The sequence below is a fragment of the Psychrobacter sp. PAMC 21119 genome (assembly GCF_000247495.1).
In the GTDB taxonomy this organism is placed as follows: domain Bacteria; phylum Pseudomonadota; class Gammaproteobacteria; order Pseudomonadales; family Moraxellaceae; genus Psychrobacter; species Psychrobacter glaciei.
This window is the reverse complement of sequence record NZ_AHVZ01000022.1, coordinates 53,217-68,816: the sequence shown is the minus strand read 5'-3', so window position 1 is coordinate 68,816 and position 15,600 is coordinate 53,217. Positions and strand designations below refer to the sequence as shown.

Here is a 15,600-nt window from a genome sequence, read left to right as displayed (position 1 = left end):
ACTTATGCAAGAGATCTACTTCAGCCGTGGTTATCGTTTCTTCATTGCTTGGTTGATGTTCTGAAGAAGTTGATTGTGCATTACAAGCGACTATTGAAATCGGGACTATTAATAAAAAAAATATTTTTAGCGTATTTTTCATTTGATTTGGGCTTACTAGAAATTCAAAAAAAATGGCTACAACCAATCACAATCATCATTGTAAGTTGAAAAAAAATATCTATCATCTTTGCAATTGAACGTTTGGTTCATCTCATTCGATTCAGAGTTAAAGAAGCTTATTATATTTTTAGTCACTTTAAAATCATCTGACTGAGGGCTATATGAAAAGCTCACAAACCTTTTAGCATACTTGTTATCGTAGCAAGACGTATATTCAAGAGTAAACTTACCTGAGCTTGTACTGATATCTTCCAAACCGTCCATCATGCAGCCATTGAGTGGGTCCTTAAACATTAACGTGTTCTGTTGCCATAGAGAGACTTCCTTATTGACCATTCGATATACGGAAATTTCAAGATCAAAGTTTCTATCGTCTTGTTCTTTAGGCTTTACAACGCTTATGAAATCGCTATCGCCGTCCATATCTAAGTCAGCTTCTTTTTCTAAAATGACCTTATTAAAGTTATCATCAGATTTTAACCTGTTTATAGCTGAATCAGCTGCATTTAAATTACTTACATGAACGTAACCAATATTTGACTTGTTATGAACAAAAAGCCAATCGCCTTCTATCCATAAAGCAGTAACTTTACTACCATTGTTAAACTTACCTACACGTTTAGAATTAGAGCTAGGTAGTTCTCTGATATTAGTATTACCATCTTTATCGGCTACGATATAGCTTGTATTAAGTATGCGAGATGACATTGCTTGATAGCGCTCATAAAAAGTGTCAATAAATACTTTAAAAGACTGTGAGTTATTTGCCTTGAGGTAATACAGCTCGCTGGGAAATTCATCGTTCCAAATAACATTACCAAAGTAAAATTTTGCAAAACGCTCAAGCTCATCTTTATTCAGACTTTCACTAATGCTTATCAGTAAGTTAGGGTCATTAATAATGGCTTTTTGCATGTTATGCTTGAACTGAGATATTAAATCAACGTCCCATTTAACATTAGCGCCTATACTAGCAAACGATAGAGTTAACTCACTAGTCGAATAATCAGAAATACTATCGAAAAAGTCATTAATCATATCTATTTTTTCTTCATCACCGTACTGATTGGTATCAAGAAACAGCCTAAATTCATTAGCATTTTTAAAATGTAATGGAGTATCAGACGCTGATTGCTTTGGTGTAGTAATACTACCAACAGAACTCTTAGTTTCAGGTTGATTGGTATTACCCGTACTATCACAGGATACTAAGGCAAGGGTAATTAATAATACAAATGCTTTCATTTAGTAGCTCTCAGTTATTTTAATTCGAATTTTATTAAGGTCAGAATTCTCAAATAATTTATAGAAAGCAAATACAGTATTGGTGCTATTACCCACAAAGTCTTCACCCTTTGAACTTCCTAGTAAGATACAGCCATCAGTATCCTTTGGATAATTTCCAATATGAATCAATATATACCTGTCAGCAAGAACATCATCATTAAAAAGAACAAAAGCCTTCCCTAGAGAGCGATTTAGCGTTGTTTTATGCCATTTCACTCTATAAACTCCTGTAGGAACTCTTTTGCGCATATTCCTAGTAGTAGTATCGGGACCTGGTCTTTCTAGTACAAAGCCGTCGAAGTTATGACTTGGAATGGAAAGGGTGCCTACTGTTGATTGAGAGTTTTGACTAGTTCTATTAATGATTATATCAACCGTAGAACTTTCAACTGACGTAGTAGGAGGGCGTATTGTTTGGCATTCACTGACTCGAAACACTTTTAAGCATTCTTTAAAGTGATCTATTCTATCTTTCCGAGATGGCGTATGTTCGTTGACGATATCGACAGTCTTTTCAAAATTCGATATCGTAGAGCCCTTATTAGCAATTTGATAAATTTTGTTATCATACCAGTAAGCCATAGAAGCTATTGTTCCCTCTTTAATATTATTAATATTAACAGCAGTAATCTCTAGATTAAAGTCTGGAAATCTTTCCCTAATGTTTTTGTTAATTGGATCATATTTATCTTTTCCAGTGATTTGAATTATGCCTCTACCTCTATATTTCCAACCATCTCCACTGTCCCTGTCACCATTACCTAATCGATTTGCATATGCGATATTTGCTATCATTTCTTGATTTGCTGGATTTCCATCGTATCTACCATATTTTTTAGATAACGACTCGTTACCCCTGAAAGCTTTAAACGGGCTCTTCAAAAGTTTTTTGCCATTTTTCGTAATAGTTGTAGTTCTATACAGATTTTCCCAACTGTAATTCAAACTTTCTCCGTCTTTTATATTAAACTTATTTCCGACTTCTTCCATTATATGTGCAAAGAAAAATGCTTTATTTAAACAGTTGTTCATCAGAAAATTTGAATTTGCAAAATTAAAAGCATCAATACATATTTGCAATTTTTTAGTTGTTTCTGAGTCTTGTGAAAATATAGAATGAAGTTCATTAATAGTTAGCGTTTGACATCTTGGGCAACCATCAGTTGTCACATCAACTTTAGGTGTTCCTGTCTGACCTCTGTCATCACTTGCTTGAGTTTCAATAGGATTTGATGGTTGCTTAGATTGTGATGAATTAGCAGAGTTAGAGTTATCAGATTCTTCATTATTCTTTCTTTGGGTTGATTTACTTGGAAAAGAACGAGAACTATCAGCTGATTCACCCTCTTTAGTATCACTAATAGCATCATTAAAATCTTCAAACCCTTCTTTTAGACTGCTAGCTGCATCTTTAAGAGCTTCTTGCGCTCTATCAAACAACCCTTTTCCTTCACTATTAGATGAATTCGAAGGAGTAGAGGGCTTCGTTGTTGTTTGAGCAGCGGGAGAACTGGCTGAACTACTATCACGCAGTTTAATTGTCTGCCCAGCTTGTAGTGTTCTCGGGTCTGTTATGCCATTGAGTCGTTTTAAATCTGCAACCGATACACCACTTCTTTCTGATATACCTGAAAGAGTTTCATTTTTTCCTACGGTATGTTCGGTTTTTAGTGATAAATCACCATCTTTAGAACTAGTTTGGGGGCTTGAATCTATGGAGATTTTTTGCCTTGCTTTTGCGGGTGGTAATTTTAAAATGTCCTTTGGTCGTATTTTGTAAGGCTCTTTTAAACTATTAAGTTGGGCTATTTGCTGCCACTTCACTCCATATATTTTGGCAATAGAGGATAAAGTTTCTTTAGCTTCAACTTCGTGAGTTTTTCTTAAATAGTCTCCTGCAGACCCTTCGAACATTTTAAGTTTAAATTTGTGCTTTGCAAAAGGAGCTTGCACTTCGAATGTTATTGTCTTAATAGGTATGATAAGGTCTTTTATGATACTTACCATTGAACCATTACGAGGATCTTTTACAGATATATTAACGAGTGTACCTGCTGGTCTGGTTATCCATACCGTATATCCTCCAGCTATAGACGTTCCTGAACAAGCGGTTCGTCCATTTATCGTTACTATATGGTACAAGCCTTCCAGTGGCACTTTATACAAATCTACAAACTTTATTCTGAATTTTATAATTTTAGTATTACTCACGCATTAGACTCCTGCGAGTTTTTATAGAAAATTAATTAGTAAATCTATAGTGGATAAATTTTTTTAATCAGTAGCACTACTATAAGATTATTAATAGTAAATCCATTGACTTTCTACTTTATCGCCGTCAATGGTCGTCAAGTAATAATAAGTTGGTAATGCTGCATTAACTGTGAGGTAGTAGTAGTTTTTATTATTATGAATAGCTACTTGATTAATATATATGGAATACTCTTTAGGCTCGTATTCGTCCACACAAGCAACATTGTCGTACTGATCAATAGAACAGTCGACGTTTCGATTTTCAGAAACTCTAGAAGGAATGCTATCTACTATTTTTTTTAAATGCTTGTCTGCTATAGGTATAAACTTGCTATTTTTATAGTTGTCATTTAATGCAATAATATTTGAGTCATTAGTGATATCTTTGATTAGAATACAAGATCTTTTTCTTGTTAATAATATATTTCGATCACTATTTGCAATGTTTGATGTCTCTCTTAGATCATAGGTTAGCAGATCGTTACAATTACTGATTTTAATCTTTCGGTCTAAATAATCAATATCTTGGAATCCGCCATCAATGAACTTGTCAATAAAAATTAATTGATTATATTTTTTTATTGGTTTTATGAATCCTGCTGTAAGTTCATTAATATTATAAATAGGAGTATTTGCGATTGAATTGCCACTATCTAAATTTGAAGACAAAGAATCTTCTATGCTTGTAAAAGTATTAGTAATAGGCTCAATACTATCAGGTTGTATTTTCATACATCCTGATCCAAAAGTTAGTACACACGATGAGGCAATCAAAATTAAAAAAGGTTTCATTTACTGTCTCGATTTCTGTTGTTGATTGGCTAGCAATAAAAGCTCTCTTACATGCACATTTCTAGAATTACGAAGTTGTGGTCTATTCGATTCAGTAGCAGCAGATGCGAAATCTTTATTCTTAAGATGTCTATTAAAACTAGGAAATTTCGAAACACCCATGCTAGATATACCTAAGTTATAAGCCATATCTAAAATAGCTTCTTGAGCTGGGACTGGATAATCATCAAACTCTGAAAATGCTTCTCGAGCAGAATTGAGATTATCCTGAATATGAGCGAGTGTTATTGCTTTTGCATCTTTCTCTAGCATATGAATTGTTGTCAAAGATTCAAAGTAAGACGCTCGATTATTATTTCTACCCTGAACCGAATTGTAAACTGTATGCCACGCTTGTCTTATTTGAGCATCGGTTGCTGATAAATTTCCGATATAAAAAGGATGTTTTGACGCTTCATCCGCAGACGACAGCATTTTGCCATAGCCTACGGTTACAAGGCTCTTAGGTTCGGCACTATCAAGATACATGTGATTGTAGAAGCCTTCCTCTTTTACAATTGCTTCAAAGACTTTGTTTAAGTCTAGTTCGTCAGTCTGCTCTATAGCTAAATCATCTGCACTTTCCTCTTCAAAAATATACGATACGCCCCATTCGGCATCTTTAAATCCTACATAAGCCTCAACCTCTTCTTCTTTATCACTAATCACAGGGGTGGTGCGTCCATGCGCATCTAACACCCCTTCTATCAGCTGCCCATCAGGTCGTAGCATCTGAAATTCAATGTCATCAAAATTGTACTGATAAAACAAATCATAAACATCAAGCTTATTACTAAACAGTGGGATAGTCTTAGGCATCATCGGTAGGGCATAGTTAGCTCTCGCCCCATTCACCAAACTCTTCTTCACCGCCTGAACCTTAATCGTCCCCGGACACACCAGCTTAATACCACTGTCATCGATGGTAATCGACGCACCCGCTGACGTTTGCAGCTTAATACGCTTCGGACTCGACACATTCACCTGTCCCGACTCACTACCAATCGTCATACCTTGTTGACTGTTCAACTGCAACTCACCACCTTGGGCTTGTATCGCAAGCGGTTTGGTATTCGCACTCATATGCAGCCCTGATGCGCTTGCCTGACCACTCACCCCAGCCAATGACGCAATGCTATCTGCGCTCAAAGTATAACTACCCGCCACCACATCCGACTGGGTGCTGCCTGATTGCCTGACTATTGTTTTCGCCGTCCATAGGGTATTACTGCTCGATGCGAGGATGCTGTCTTTGCTAACCAGTAGCACATCCGCCGCGCCAAGTACCTCCGTGTTTAGCGTCTCATCTATGATTTGTGCTGTACTCTTAAACCCTTCTATCGACTGTCGGGCATTACTAAGTGCCTCGGTTGATTGCAAGTGTGCCTGCTTTGCCTCTTTAAAGGTTTCACTCAGCTCAGTGCCCATTTTTAACTGGCGTTGTCCTGCATCATTGACCCATGCCGATTCATGCTCTGATTGCGTGTGTCTGATATCAAAGGTGGAGAGTAGGACACCGGTATCACCTGTGATTTGCAAGCCATGATCGGTTGCTAGATTAATCCCTTGACCACTGGTTGATGATTGATGATTGCTAAAGCGATGACGCAGCACGCCAAGCTCTAATACATGCTCATCAGGGGCAAAGGTCGCTTGATCTGTAATCGTTGGCATATCAGCATTGGCACGCGCCCCAGTACTCACCGTCCACTGCAGACCGATCTTGTTTGGCGTGTCATCAAAGCTCATGGCCACTTCAGAGTCGCAGGTCAGCCCATACTGGGCGATACCCGATAGCCAGCCGCTGTGTCCGTCATCGTCACTGATCTGTGAGTGACCCATACCACCGCCATGCCATCTAGGAGACGCGCCGCCTTGTAGGTTGTGTCTATTAGATAATCCCGCATCGCGAGTGGTGATGTCTTTTTCATCTACATCGCCCATACCGATACCGTCATAGAGCGATCTGCTAATCACTGGACTGTCGATATCGCCGTACCAATGGTTAAGCAGGACAGATTGTCCAAGCCGTGGGGCGAATTGCCAGCCATGACTGCTACCGGATGACAGTTGCAATGCGCGCAGGGGCGGGGTAGTGCCATCATCGTGAGGGCTGATGCCTGACCAGACGGGCGCAGTAATAGTTTGTTGTAGGTTGTCAGTGCTGACACTAGAGTCATAGCTGGGGGAGGCTGATAAACTGGTGTCACCAGTGCTCGCTTGGGTGAGACCCGTGTAAGTGCTACTGGCAAAGGATAAAGAACTGGGATAAGGGCAATAAGGAATAGCAGCGTCAAGTAACGTCGCTGATACCCAAACCCCAGTGTCACGAGCAATATCGTAGCCATGATCGGGGATGAACATCCCGCTCTGTTGCGTCGTACGTTGTAACCACGCTTTGATATAGGCTTGGTTGTGATAAGACACGCTGTCGCTGTCCGGCTCAATCCCAACCATCTGCGTACTGATACAGTAGCTAGTCAAACGACCGATAGTAGGTAAATTATGAATACTCACAGGACTACCGACCACCATGCCTCGCATCGCACCAGTCGCTTGGTAATGTTCACGCTGACAGCGATTGGCATTCACCCATTGCTGAGCCAACATCGTCGCTGCGCTATCGCTATCGATACGTGAGGGTGCACCTAAGAGCACAGTCGTGTCGTCTATTGCTAGTGCTGACTCATCAGCGGCTTGGCCTTCATAAATAGTATCCGCGCTTAAGCCATCTGCTCTTACTATCACCGTCTGACTACCCAGTTGCTGTGACCTCATTTGTAGCTCATTAACCGTATCTTGTCCTGACTGGATAGAAGACTGGGCATAACGATAGTCTAATGGTCGTAACTCTGTCTCATCAAAACTGCTTAGTAGCATCAGACAGCCTAAATTATCTAATGAATCACCCGATATCCATAGGGTACTGACACCACTATCAGCAAGTAGCCCGGTTATAAACTCCCAATCACTGACATCCGACTGGGTGCGCATAGGAAGCTGAGAAGACAAGCGCTCTGATGACTGCAAAGTCTCAGATAACTGCCAATCAAATTCATAGTCGGCAAAGAGGGTAGTGACGATGTCGAGCGTAGATTGATTGATAAAAGTACGAGTATGAATGCACTGGGTTAACTGCCAATCGGGGCTGACGATGTCTAAAGTGTAAAAATGCAGTGCGCCATCTGACTGCTGGTAGTTGACGGCTTTAATAAGCCCAGTGCGATGACTGGGTTCACGGGAAACCGAAAGGGTGTTTAAGCAGACAAATGTATTTATCAAAGATAAACAAGAGTTCGAATCTAAAAAAGCATGCGAATAGAACAATAGCTGACTAGTAGCTGCTTTATCAATGGTACTTGACCAAGAGAATGCAGCAGGATATAAGGTGGTAATGGGTATATTCTTGGTTTCAACGGTAATCTGGTGTAGACGAGCGGTTTGCGAAGGCATAAGGGAGGTTCCCGTGACTGCAGATTTAAGGGTACAGTCGGTCGCTTAAAAGTAAGCACTGCTAAAATATATACTAAGAAAAGTATAGAGTTTATTGAAATATTGTCAAGTATCTGTATAATCGATTTGCAATAAGTTTTTCATTAAAGAACTTTAGTTCTAAATATATTCTATTATAACGTCATACTTTCTCTTATTCTTTTTGTTTTAATGATGATGATTTGCTTATGAATTCTATTGATTGTACTAAGCTGAAAGGGGTAGGTCTGCTATCTGTGATTTTCAGTGCCAGTGTGTTACTGACAGCGTGCGGTGGCGCCGCGAAGAAAAACACACAGCCCTTAACGGTTTCTAAGCCAACAGTGGCTAAGCAGTTGGATGAGCCTTCACTCTCTTATCTTTCTGATGCCATAAAAGTCGATGATGGGCGTGCAGTGACAGCCCAGCAATGGCTGACCATTGCTCAAAGCAATTATCAATCAAAAAAGTACGCCCGTTCATTAAGAGCGGCAACCGAAGCATTGAGTCTCGATGATCAGCTGGTAGGAGCGCGTCAACTTGCTATGCTCTCTGCGGTCAAAGTAACGGAGAGTAATATTGACGCTTATAGTGACAATGCGGTGATGAACGATAATGATAAAGCGAGATTCAAAGACACTTTAACCAATATGACGACCTTGGTTAGTACGGCTGATTAACCATTATCGAGTCAACAGATGCATACATCTCATATTAATAATAGCGAGCACCGATTTACGATGATAAGTATTAAAAACGCTATCAAAGTCACTAATAAAATACCCAAGACGATCTTGACCGGTCTACTTATTATGGGATCGGTTATGGGTACAGCTCATAGTGAGCTTTCGATACAAGAGAAAGATCCAGGGTCAAGTGTCATTAATCAGTATGCTGCCCTTAAGAATGCGGATGCAAAATCACCGCAGTTGCATCAATTGATTGCTGACTTAAATCAGAGGCTAACTCGTAATCCGAAGGATTCTTTGGCATGGGAGCTGTTGGCTCAGATTTACGCCAACAATGGCTATCATGCTTATGCTGTCTACGCTGCGAGCGAAGCAATTGACTCAGGTCAAAGCACCGCCACGCTCAAAAGCATCCTTATAAATAGCAGTGCCCTTGTCTCACAGAGCCAATTACAGTCAGATTACTTGACGGATGATATGGATACGGCATTTTTAACTGAGTATCAGCACGCGCTTAGCAAGATATATGGTGAAGTCTATGGTTTTAACTATGATGAGTCTTTGCCAAAACCACCTGCGCCTGTGGTGAAGGCTCGATCGACTAGAAGCAAAAACGTGTCCAACACGAAGCGCCGCGCAGCCGTCAAAAGACAAGCCGCCCCTGTTAAAAGAAAAGCAGCAGTGAAACAAAAGTCACGTCCAGTGCCAAAAGCGAAGCCCGTTCAGAGACCGGCTAAACCATCATCCCCTAGAAGTAGCAACACCAAATCTACTGATCCATTCAGTATATTACGTTGAAACCAGAAACTGCTGAGGCAACTTATTATGGCTAATCAAGATAGTGTGCAAAAGAAACTCGCAAAAGTACGTGCTCCTCGGGTGCATTTGACTTATGACGTTGAAGTGGGCGATGCGATCGAAACGAAAGAAATTCCGTTCGTCGTTGGGGTGTTGGGAGAGTTTTCAGGAGATTCTACCCTTGAGCAACCTCGCTTTAAAGACAAAAAGTTTGTCGAAGTGGATTTGGATACCTTTGATGAGGTGATGTCAGGTCTAGCACCACGTGCGACGTTCCGAGTAAGCAATGACTTGAGTGACAAAGGCGGTGAGTTCGCGGTTGATTTGGCATTCAATAGTATCAACGATTTTCGCCCTGAAGCGGTTGCTGATCAAATTGAGCCATTAAAGCAACTGGTGCAAGCACGAGATCGCTTGGCAGATTTACGCAACAAAATATCGGCCAACGAAAAACTTGAAGACCTATTGGATGATGTGCTTAAGAACACTGAACAAGTCAAGAAAATGGCGGAACAAAACCAAACTGACGGTGAGGATTAAACGATGAATGCTCAAGCCCAGCAGCAGATAGCAACGGATCCATTGAATAGCGAAAGCTATGACTTACTCGAAGAAATCGTTAATAAAAGCAATGTTGCCAAGTCCGATGATGAAAAAAACCGTGCGAAGTCGCAAATCGCCGAGCTGGCCAATGAAGTCATGCAAGGCACGGTGACATTATCAGACAATCTAGCCTCATCGATTGATGCGCGAATTGCCCAAATTGATGCGCTGATCTCTAAGCAACTGACGACGGTCATGCACGCACCTGAGTTTCAGAAGCTAGAGTCTAGCTGGCGCGGTCTGCATTATCTATGTAGCCAAACCCCGTCTGAATCCATGCTCAAGATACGCATGATGAATACCACGAAGCGCGAGCTTACCAAAGACTTTCAGTCTTCAATTGATTTTGACCAAAGCACGCTGTTCAAAAAAATATATGAAGAAGAGTTTGGTAGTTTCGGTGGCGAACCGTATGCAGCAATCGTTGGCGACTTTGAATTTACTCGTCAAAACTCTGATATGTATCTGCTCGAGCAGTTGTCTCATGTTGCGGCCGCTTCCCATGCACCGTTTGTGTCGGCGGCTTCCGCTGAGATGTTCGGACTCGATTCCTTTACTGATATTGGCCGCCCACGCGATTTATCAAAGATATTCGAAACGGCTGAATATATACGTTGGCGCGCCTTTAGGCAGTCAGAGGATGCTCGCTATGTGGCGCTGACAGTGCCTAGCTTTTTAGGTCGTCTGCCTTATGATCCCAAAGATGGCACAGTGGTAGAGGGTTTTAACTTCACTGAAGAAGTCTCTGGTAATGATCACAGTGATTATCTATGGGTGAATGCCGCTTATGCTTTTGCTTCGCGATTGACTTCTGCCTTTTCTGACTATCGTTGGTGTGCGGCTATTCGCGGTGTGGAAGGTGGGGGCCTGGTTGAAGGTTTACCGGTCCATACCTTTAAGACTGATGAAGGGGACTTGGCGCTTAAATGCCCAACAGAAATCTCTATCACTGATCGCCGTGAAAAAGAGTTAAGTGACTTGGGTTTCATTCCATTAGTCCATTGCAAAAATACCAATTATGCCGCCTTCTTTGGTGCGCAATCAGTTCAAAAAGCCAAAACCTATCAAAACGATGATGCCAATGCCAATGCGGTACTGTCGACTCAGTTGCAATATATAATGGCAGTATCACGTATTGCCCATTATCTAAAGGCAATGATGCGCGATAAGGTAGGTAGTTTCTTAGCGCCTGGTAATGTTGAGTCGTTCTTGAATGATTGGATTTCTCGTTATGTCTTGCTAGATGATGGAGCCTCACAAGAAGCAAAAGCCCAGTACCCACTGCGCGAAGCTTCTGTACAAGTTGTAGAAGTGCCAGGCAAACCTGGTGTCTACAAGTCCGTGGTCTTTTTGAGACCACACTTTCAGCTTGACGAATTGTCTGTTTCTTTGCGTCTGGTCACTCAACTGCCGCAGTCTAGCAACAGCTGATCGTTTATTAAAATCCAACGTTAAATTTAAATTTTTAAATACAAGGTGTGTGATATGAAAGATATTTATATTCAGTTCCGTGGTAAGTACAAAATTGACGGTGAGTCTCGTGACAGCGAGCATAAAGGTTGGCTTGAAGTAAATACTTGGGATCACTTGATCCGTCAGCCAAAATCAGCGACAGCAAGCAGCGTTGGTGGTCACACTTCTGAGCGCTGTGAACATGCCGACATGACCTTTATGAAAGATTTGGACTCGACAAGTCCTAAGCTATGGGAAGCATGTTCTGCTGGCTATACTTTTGATGAGATTCAAATTGACTTTTATCGTGCCAACGGTGACAAGCGCGTTAAATATCTTGAAATAAAGCTTAAGCATGCGCTCATTGCTAGCGTTGAGCCAACTGTCCGCTCTGAAGGCGTGCCAATCGAAAAAGTCGGTATCAAGTATGCTGCTGTTGAGTGGACTTACACCCAGCAAGATATCGATGGTACTGCTAAAGGTGCTGTGACTAAGAAGTGGTCATTAGCCAATAACACTGCTACTTATACTGCCTAAGTTAGGCTGTATCAGGTGTTGTCTATCTTATCGTACCGAAAAAGAAAGGTTTATATCTAGGCCTTTCTTTTTTATTTTTTTAAATGAGGATGACTATATCCATGAATTACGCCGCTAACGTCTCTAATCATAAAGTTGGGTTTCGCCCAAATTTATTTGAGCAACTATTCGATGACCAGCCTCGTCATTTAGCGCATGAACTCGTGGTTCGCAGGCTCAATATTGATGAGTTAAAGTCTTCAGTAGCCCAAGACCTAGAAGCGTTATTAAATACTCGCTGTGTGGTGTCGAATAAGCTGCAAGCCTATCAACATGTACGCTCATCGATACTAAACTTTGGCATATTGGACTTTGTGGGACTGAGTAGTGCCAATCCTGTAGACTGTGATTATATCTGCCGACAAATCGCGCAGACAGTCGAGCAGCAAGACAGTCGTCTGCAGAATGTCAGAGTGTCGCTAGATATTGGCGCAGTAGATGTCAATCAGCTGTGTTTTTCTATCGAGGCTTTACTGAAAGTTTATCCTGCCCAAGAGTTGGTCAGTTTCGATGCATTCTTTGAGCCAAGCTCTCAGCGTTATTTAATAAAATAGTCATTATTAATTTAATGAAATAACCAGTGCTACCGCTCAATCTTTACAGTTAACAGCGATCACTATATTGAGGCATCATGGACAGTCTACTTCCTTATTTTGAGCATGAACTTAGTTTATTTAATAAGCAATCAAAAGAATTTGCCAAAAAGTATCCCAAAATTGCCAACCGGTTATTGATGGGTCACGATACGGTAGATGATCCGCATATTGAGCGATTGATACAGGCTTTTTCCCTGATTAGTGCGCGCATTAATAAAAAGCTAGATGATTCATACGCAGACTTTACCGAGTCTCTATTAGAAGTCGTTTACCCCGATTACCTTAAGCCTTTTCCATCGGTTTCTATTGCACAGTTTAACCTAGGCGTGCAGGGCAATGCGATGAGTGAGCCTGTTTTAGTACCTAAAAAAAGTATGTTTGCTAGTCAAAAAATAAACGGCACGCCTTGCCAGTTTCAGTCAACCCAAGACGTGACGTTGCTACCGCTACAGATAGATAGCGTCGATTTTGAGACGCGCCAAGAAGTATACGATGATCAGCATGGACTGCTTAACGGCTGCATTAGCATTAAATTCAGAGGTCTTAATCCGAGCTTTGACTATCAGGCTTTGTTAAATCATCCGCTAGATTTATATATAGATGAGGATGCCAGTCAAGGCACCAGCTTGTGGGATCTGCTAGGGTGTGATGTGAAACAAACGCATCTTCATGGTAGGCAGGTCAATAAGATAACGGGTAGTCCATTTGAGATTATAGGCTTCGATCCTGAGCAGCAAATTCTTCCTAGTCATCGAGTGAGTAACGCTGCCTCTGCATTATTAAAAGAGTATTTTTATTTCCCTGAAAAATTCAATTTCTTGCGCCTCAATCTTGGCCGTGTTTGTCCCAATTTAAAAATTGATAGCACTGGTTTTGAGATTCGCTGTTATTTTAAGTTTGATAAAAAAAACACCATCCATTTAAAAAACTTGCAGCAACTGAGTGCCAGCAGTATTAAGCTGTTTTGTACGCCCGTGGTCAATCTATTCAAGGCAGCCGCTAAGCCCATTCAAGTCACTCATCGCTCTATCTATTATGATTTGGTGCCCGATACTCGTGCGCTGTTTCAACATGAGATTTATGAGGTCAATAAAGTCATAGAGTCCAAGCAAAGTAATAATCGTTTGATACAACGTGAGTATCATCCATTTTATGCGCTCAATCACTATGAGCAGCAAGATGACGGTCGTTATTATCATATCAAACGCGATAAGGATATGGCTGAATTTAAGCAGGGCTTTGAATATCAGATTATGTTTGTAGAAAAGCAGCGTGAGGATGTATCAGGTGCGGTGAGCATAAGTGCCGCTTTGCTATGCACCAATAGAGACTTGCCCGCGCAAGTGGTGTTCGGTCAAAGCCGAGGTGATTTGTTTAGTGAAGGGATGACGGGCTTTAGTAGTCTGTCATTATTAAAGCAGCCTACCAGAACGGCACGGTTTGAATACACCGGTGAGGAGCGTTGGCGACTAATATCGCTGATCAGTTTGAATTTTTTATCATTGGCCGCCCAAGACGCTGAGCTGATGAAAGAGTATCTGTCGCTATATGATATTACCCAATCTGCCTCGAATAAACTGCTGGTAGAAGGCATCGTCTCTGTCACCACCAGTATCAAAGCTCAGCGGATTCAGCGCTCGCCGCAACCTGGGTTTGTACGCGGTACGGTCATTGATATTCAGATTAACCAAAAGAATTTTTCTGGAGTGAGTATCCGCCAGTTTGCCCATTTATTGGCTCATGTTTTTGGCTATCACGCCAGCTTAAACAGCTTCGTTGAGGTTGCCATCAGTGACGCCGTTACTAAAGAGGAGATATATAGATGTCAGCCACGCAGCGGTCTCAGTCCTCTTATTTAACGGATTTACTGGCGGCGCCGCAATCCTATGAGCTATTGCAAGCACTGCGTTTGGTTCAGCATGAAGTCGGTATGGGGCATGCCCCTATTGAGGTGCGCTACCGTGCCTCGTTATCATTGGCGTATCCGCAAGCTGAAATTGAGTCGATGGCGCTCATTGCTCAAGACAATATGGAAGACAGTGGCCGTTCAGTAAAGGATCGTCAAATAAAGGACAGTTCATTAAATGCCAGTTCGTTAATGGCCAGACAGATAGAGGTTTGTCCAGCAGTTATTGGACTGACAGGCCCATTATCAGCTTTGCCTGCGATGTATACCGATCATTTGGCCTCGCGAGTACACCATGCAAAAGATAAAGCTGCACCGGCATTTTTAGATTTATTTAATCATCGGTTGACGGATTTGTACGTACAAGCGAGCTGGTTTTATAATTTGCCATTACAGTATGAGATAAACAATAAAAAAGACAACTATCTACTGAGCTTGCGAGCGCTGGCACGGCAGCCGAAAAAGCTAACGGCAATCGATAGCTTGATTGCTTATGCTGGCATGATTGCCCCAGGACGTCTGACGGCTGATCAGTTAGCACATGTATTGTCACATTTTTTAGATAGTACGGTGAGTGTGGAGCAGTTCGTACCAGAATGGTTTGATCTGCCCGCTAGCGAGCAGACCGCGCTTGGTGGACAACATGCGGCACTTGGGGTATCTACATTTTGCGGCGCGAGGGCTGTACAGTTCGATAGCAAAATTAGAATCGTATTTCATCAGTTGGATGCCAAACGCTATTTAAGACTGTTACCAGCAGGGGATATGTATCGCGTCATTATCGATTTTATTCGTAAATGGTGCGGTGTGAGTTTGGCGGTCGAAATGCAGCTGGAGCTAGACAAGCAATATATTACCCCTTTGTCGTTATCTGAGGATGGATTTGGCGGCTTAGGGCAGGGTGGGTTTTTGGTATCTCAGCCTGCAACCGAGCACTATGATGATACCCGCTATGCGCTGCCTATTCAGTAGCATT

The 15,600-nt window shown here is 41.6% G+C and carries 12 protein-coding genes; 8 read left to right on the top strand and 4 right to left on the bottom strand.

Features of this window, described 5'->3' with window-relative positions; all coding sequences use genetic code 11:
• Positions 1-177: 177 nt before the first annotated feature.
• From RH96_RS08905 to RH96_RS08890, 4 genes are all read right to left on the bottom strand, one after another.
• Positions 178-1,407: an SH3 domain-containing protein gene (locus RH96_RS08905; RefSeq protein WP_010199989.1), complete on the bottom strand. Its 1,230-nt coding sequence runs from the start codon at positions 1,405-1,407 to the stop codon at positions 178-180.
• The gene (locus RH96_RS14595; protein WP_010199988.1) at positions 1,408-3,660 is read right to left on the bottom strand and encodes a DUF5675 family protein; all 2,253 of its coding nucleotides are present in this window, start codon (positions 3,658-3,660) and stop codon (positions 1,408-1,410) included. It abuts the gene before it with no gap.
• Between the two features lie 90 nt (positions 3,661-3,750).
• Positions 3,751-4,434, bottom strand: coding sequence for a hypothetical protein (locus RH96_RS08895; protein ID WP_010199987.1), 684 nt, complete (start codon positions 4,432-4,434; stop codon positions 3,751-3,753).
• A gap of 60 nt (positions 4,435-4,494) precedes the next feature.
• Positions 4,495-7,986, bottom strand: coding sequence for a contractile injection system protein, VgrG/Pvc8 family (locus RH96_RS08890; RefSeq protein WP_010199985.1), 3,492 nt, complete (start codon positions 7,984-7,986; stop codon positions 4,495-4,497).
• 227 nt (positions 7,987-8,213) lie between these two features.
• Between RH96_RS08890 and RH96_RS08885 the strand changes: the two genes are divergently transcribed.
• From RH96_RS08885 to tssG, 8 genes are all read left to right on the top strand, one after another.
• Positions 8,214-8,684 (top strand): hypothetical protein, encoded by a 471-nt coding sequence (locus RH96_RS08885; RefSeq protein ID WP_010199984.1) that lies wholly within the window; start codon positions 8,214-8,216, stop codon positions 8,682-8,684.
• Between the two features lie 18 nt (positions 8,685-8,702).
• Positions 8,703-9,491 carry a hypothetical protein gene (locus RH96_RS08880; RefSeq protein WP_010199983.1) on the top strand — a complete coding sequence of 263 codons (789 nt, stop codon included), beginning with the start codon at positions 8,703-8,705 and terminating at the stop codon, positions 9,489-9,491.
• 27 nt (positions 9,492-9,518) lie between these two features.
• Positions 9,519-10,031, top strand: coding sequence for a type VI secretion system contractile sheath small subunit (tssB, locus tag RH96_RS08875; protein WP_010199981.1), 513 nt, complete (start codon positions 9,519-9,521; stop codon positions 10,029-10,031).
• A gap of 3 nt (positions 10,032-10,034) precedes the next feature.
• Complete coding sequence (tssC, locus tag RH96_RS08870; protein WP_010199976.1) at positions 10,035-11,525, top strand: type VI secretion system contractile sheath large subunit; 1,491 nt, start codon at positions 10,035-10,037, stop codon at positions 11,523-11,525.
• A 54-nt stretch (positions 11,526-11,579) separates the two neighbouring features.
• On the top strand, positions 11,580-12,083 hold the full coding sequence (locus RH96_RS08865) for an Hcp family type VI secretion system effector (RefSeq protein WP_010199975.1): 504 nt from the start codon (positions 11,580-11,582) through the stop codon (positions 12,081-12,083).
• A gap of 101 nt (positions 12,084-12,184) precedes the next feature.
• Positions 12,185-12,676 carry a type VI secretion system baseplate subunit TssE gene (gene tssE / locus RH96_RS08860; protein WP_010199973.1) on the top strand — a complete coding sequence of 164 codons (492 nt, stop codon included), beginning with the start codon at positions 12,185-12,187 and terminating at the stop codon, positions 12,674-12,676.
• 77 nt (positions 12,677-12,753) lie between these two features.
• Positions 12,754-14,577 carry a type VI secretion system baseplate subunit TssF gene (tssF, locus tag RH96_RS08855; RefSeq protein WP_010199971.1) on the top strand — a complete coding sequence of 608 codons (1,824 nt, stop codon included), beginning with the start codon at positions 12,754-12,756 and terminating at the stop codon, positions 14,575-14,577.
• Positions 14,541-15,596 carry a type VI secretion system baseplate subunit TssG gene (gene tssG, locus RH96_RS08850; RefSeq protein ID WP_010199969.1) on the top strand — a complete coding sequence of 352 codons (1,056 nt, stop codon included), beginning with the start codon at positions 14,541-14,543 and terminating at the stop codon, positions 15,594-15,596. The genes tssF and tssG overlap by 37 nt, the downstream gene beginning before the upstream one ends.
• Positions 15,597-15,600 lie beyond the last annotated feature (4 nt).

Coding starts and splice junctions, on each gene's coding strand:
- RH96_RS08905 (WP_010199989.1), bottom strand. CDS start 1,407: ATGAAAGCATTTGTATTATTAATTACCCTTGCCTTAGTATCCTGTGAT.
- RH96_RS08895 (WP_010199987.1), bottom strand. CDS start 4,434: ATGAAAATACAACCTGATAGTATTGAGCCTATTACTAATACTTTTACA.
- RH96_RS08890 (WP_010199985.1), bottom strand. CDS start 7,986: ATGCCTTCGCAAACCGCTCGTCTACACCAGATTACCGTTGAAACCAAG.
- RH96_RS08885 (WP_010199984.1), top strand. CDS start 8,214: ATGAATTCTATTGATTGTACTAAGCTGAAAGGGGTAGGTCTGCTATCT.
- RH96_RS08880 (WP_010199983.1), top strand. CDS start 8,703: ATGCATACATCTCATATTAATAATAGCGAGCACCGATTTACGATGATA.
- tssB (WP_010199981.1), top strand. CDS start 9,519: ATGGCTAATCAAGATAGTGTGCAAAAGAAACTCGCAAAAGTACGTGCT.
- tssC (WP_010199976.1), top strand. CDS start 10,035: ATGAATGCTCAAGCCCAGCAGCAGATAGCAACGGATCCATTGAATAGC.
- RH96_RS08865 (WP_010199975.1), top strand. CDS start 11,580: ATGAAAGATATTTATATTCAGTTCCGTGGTAAGTACAAAATTGACGGT.
- tssE (WP_010199973.1), top strand. CDS start 12,185: ATGAATTACGCCGCTAACGTCTCTAATCATAAAGTTGGGTTTCGCCCA.
- tssF (WP_010199971.1), top strand. CDS start 12,754: ATGGACAGTCTACTTCCTTATTTTGAGCATGAACTTAGTTTATTTAAT.
- tssG (WP_010199969.1), top strand. CDS start 14,541: ATGTCAGCCACGCAGCGGTCTCAGTCCTCTTATTTAACGGATTTACTG.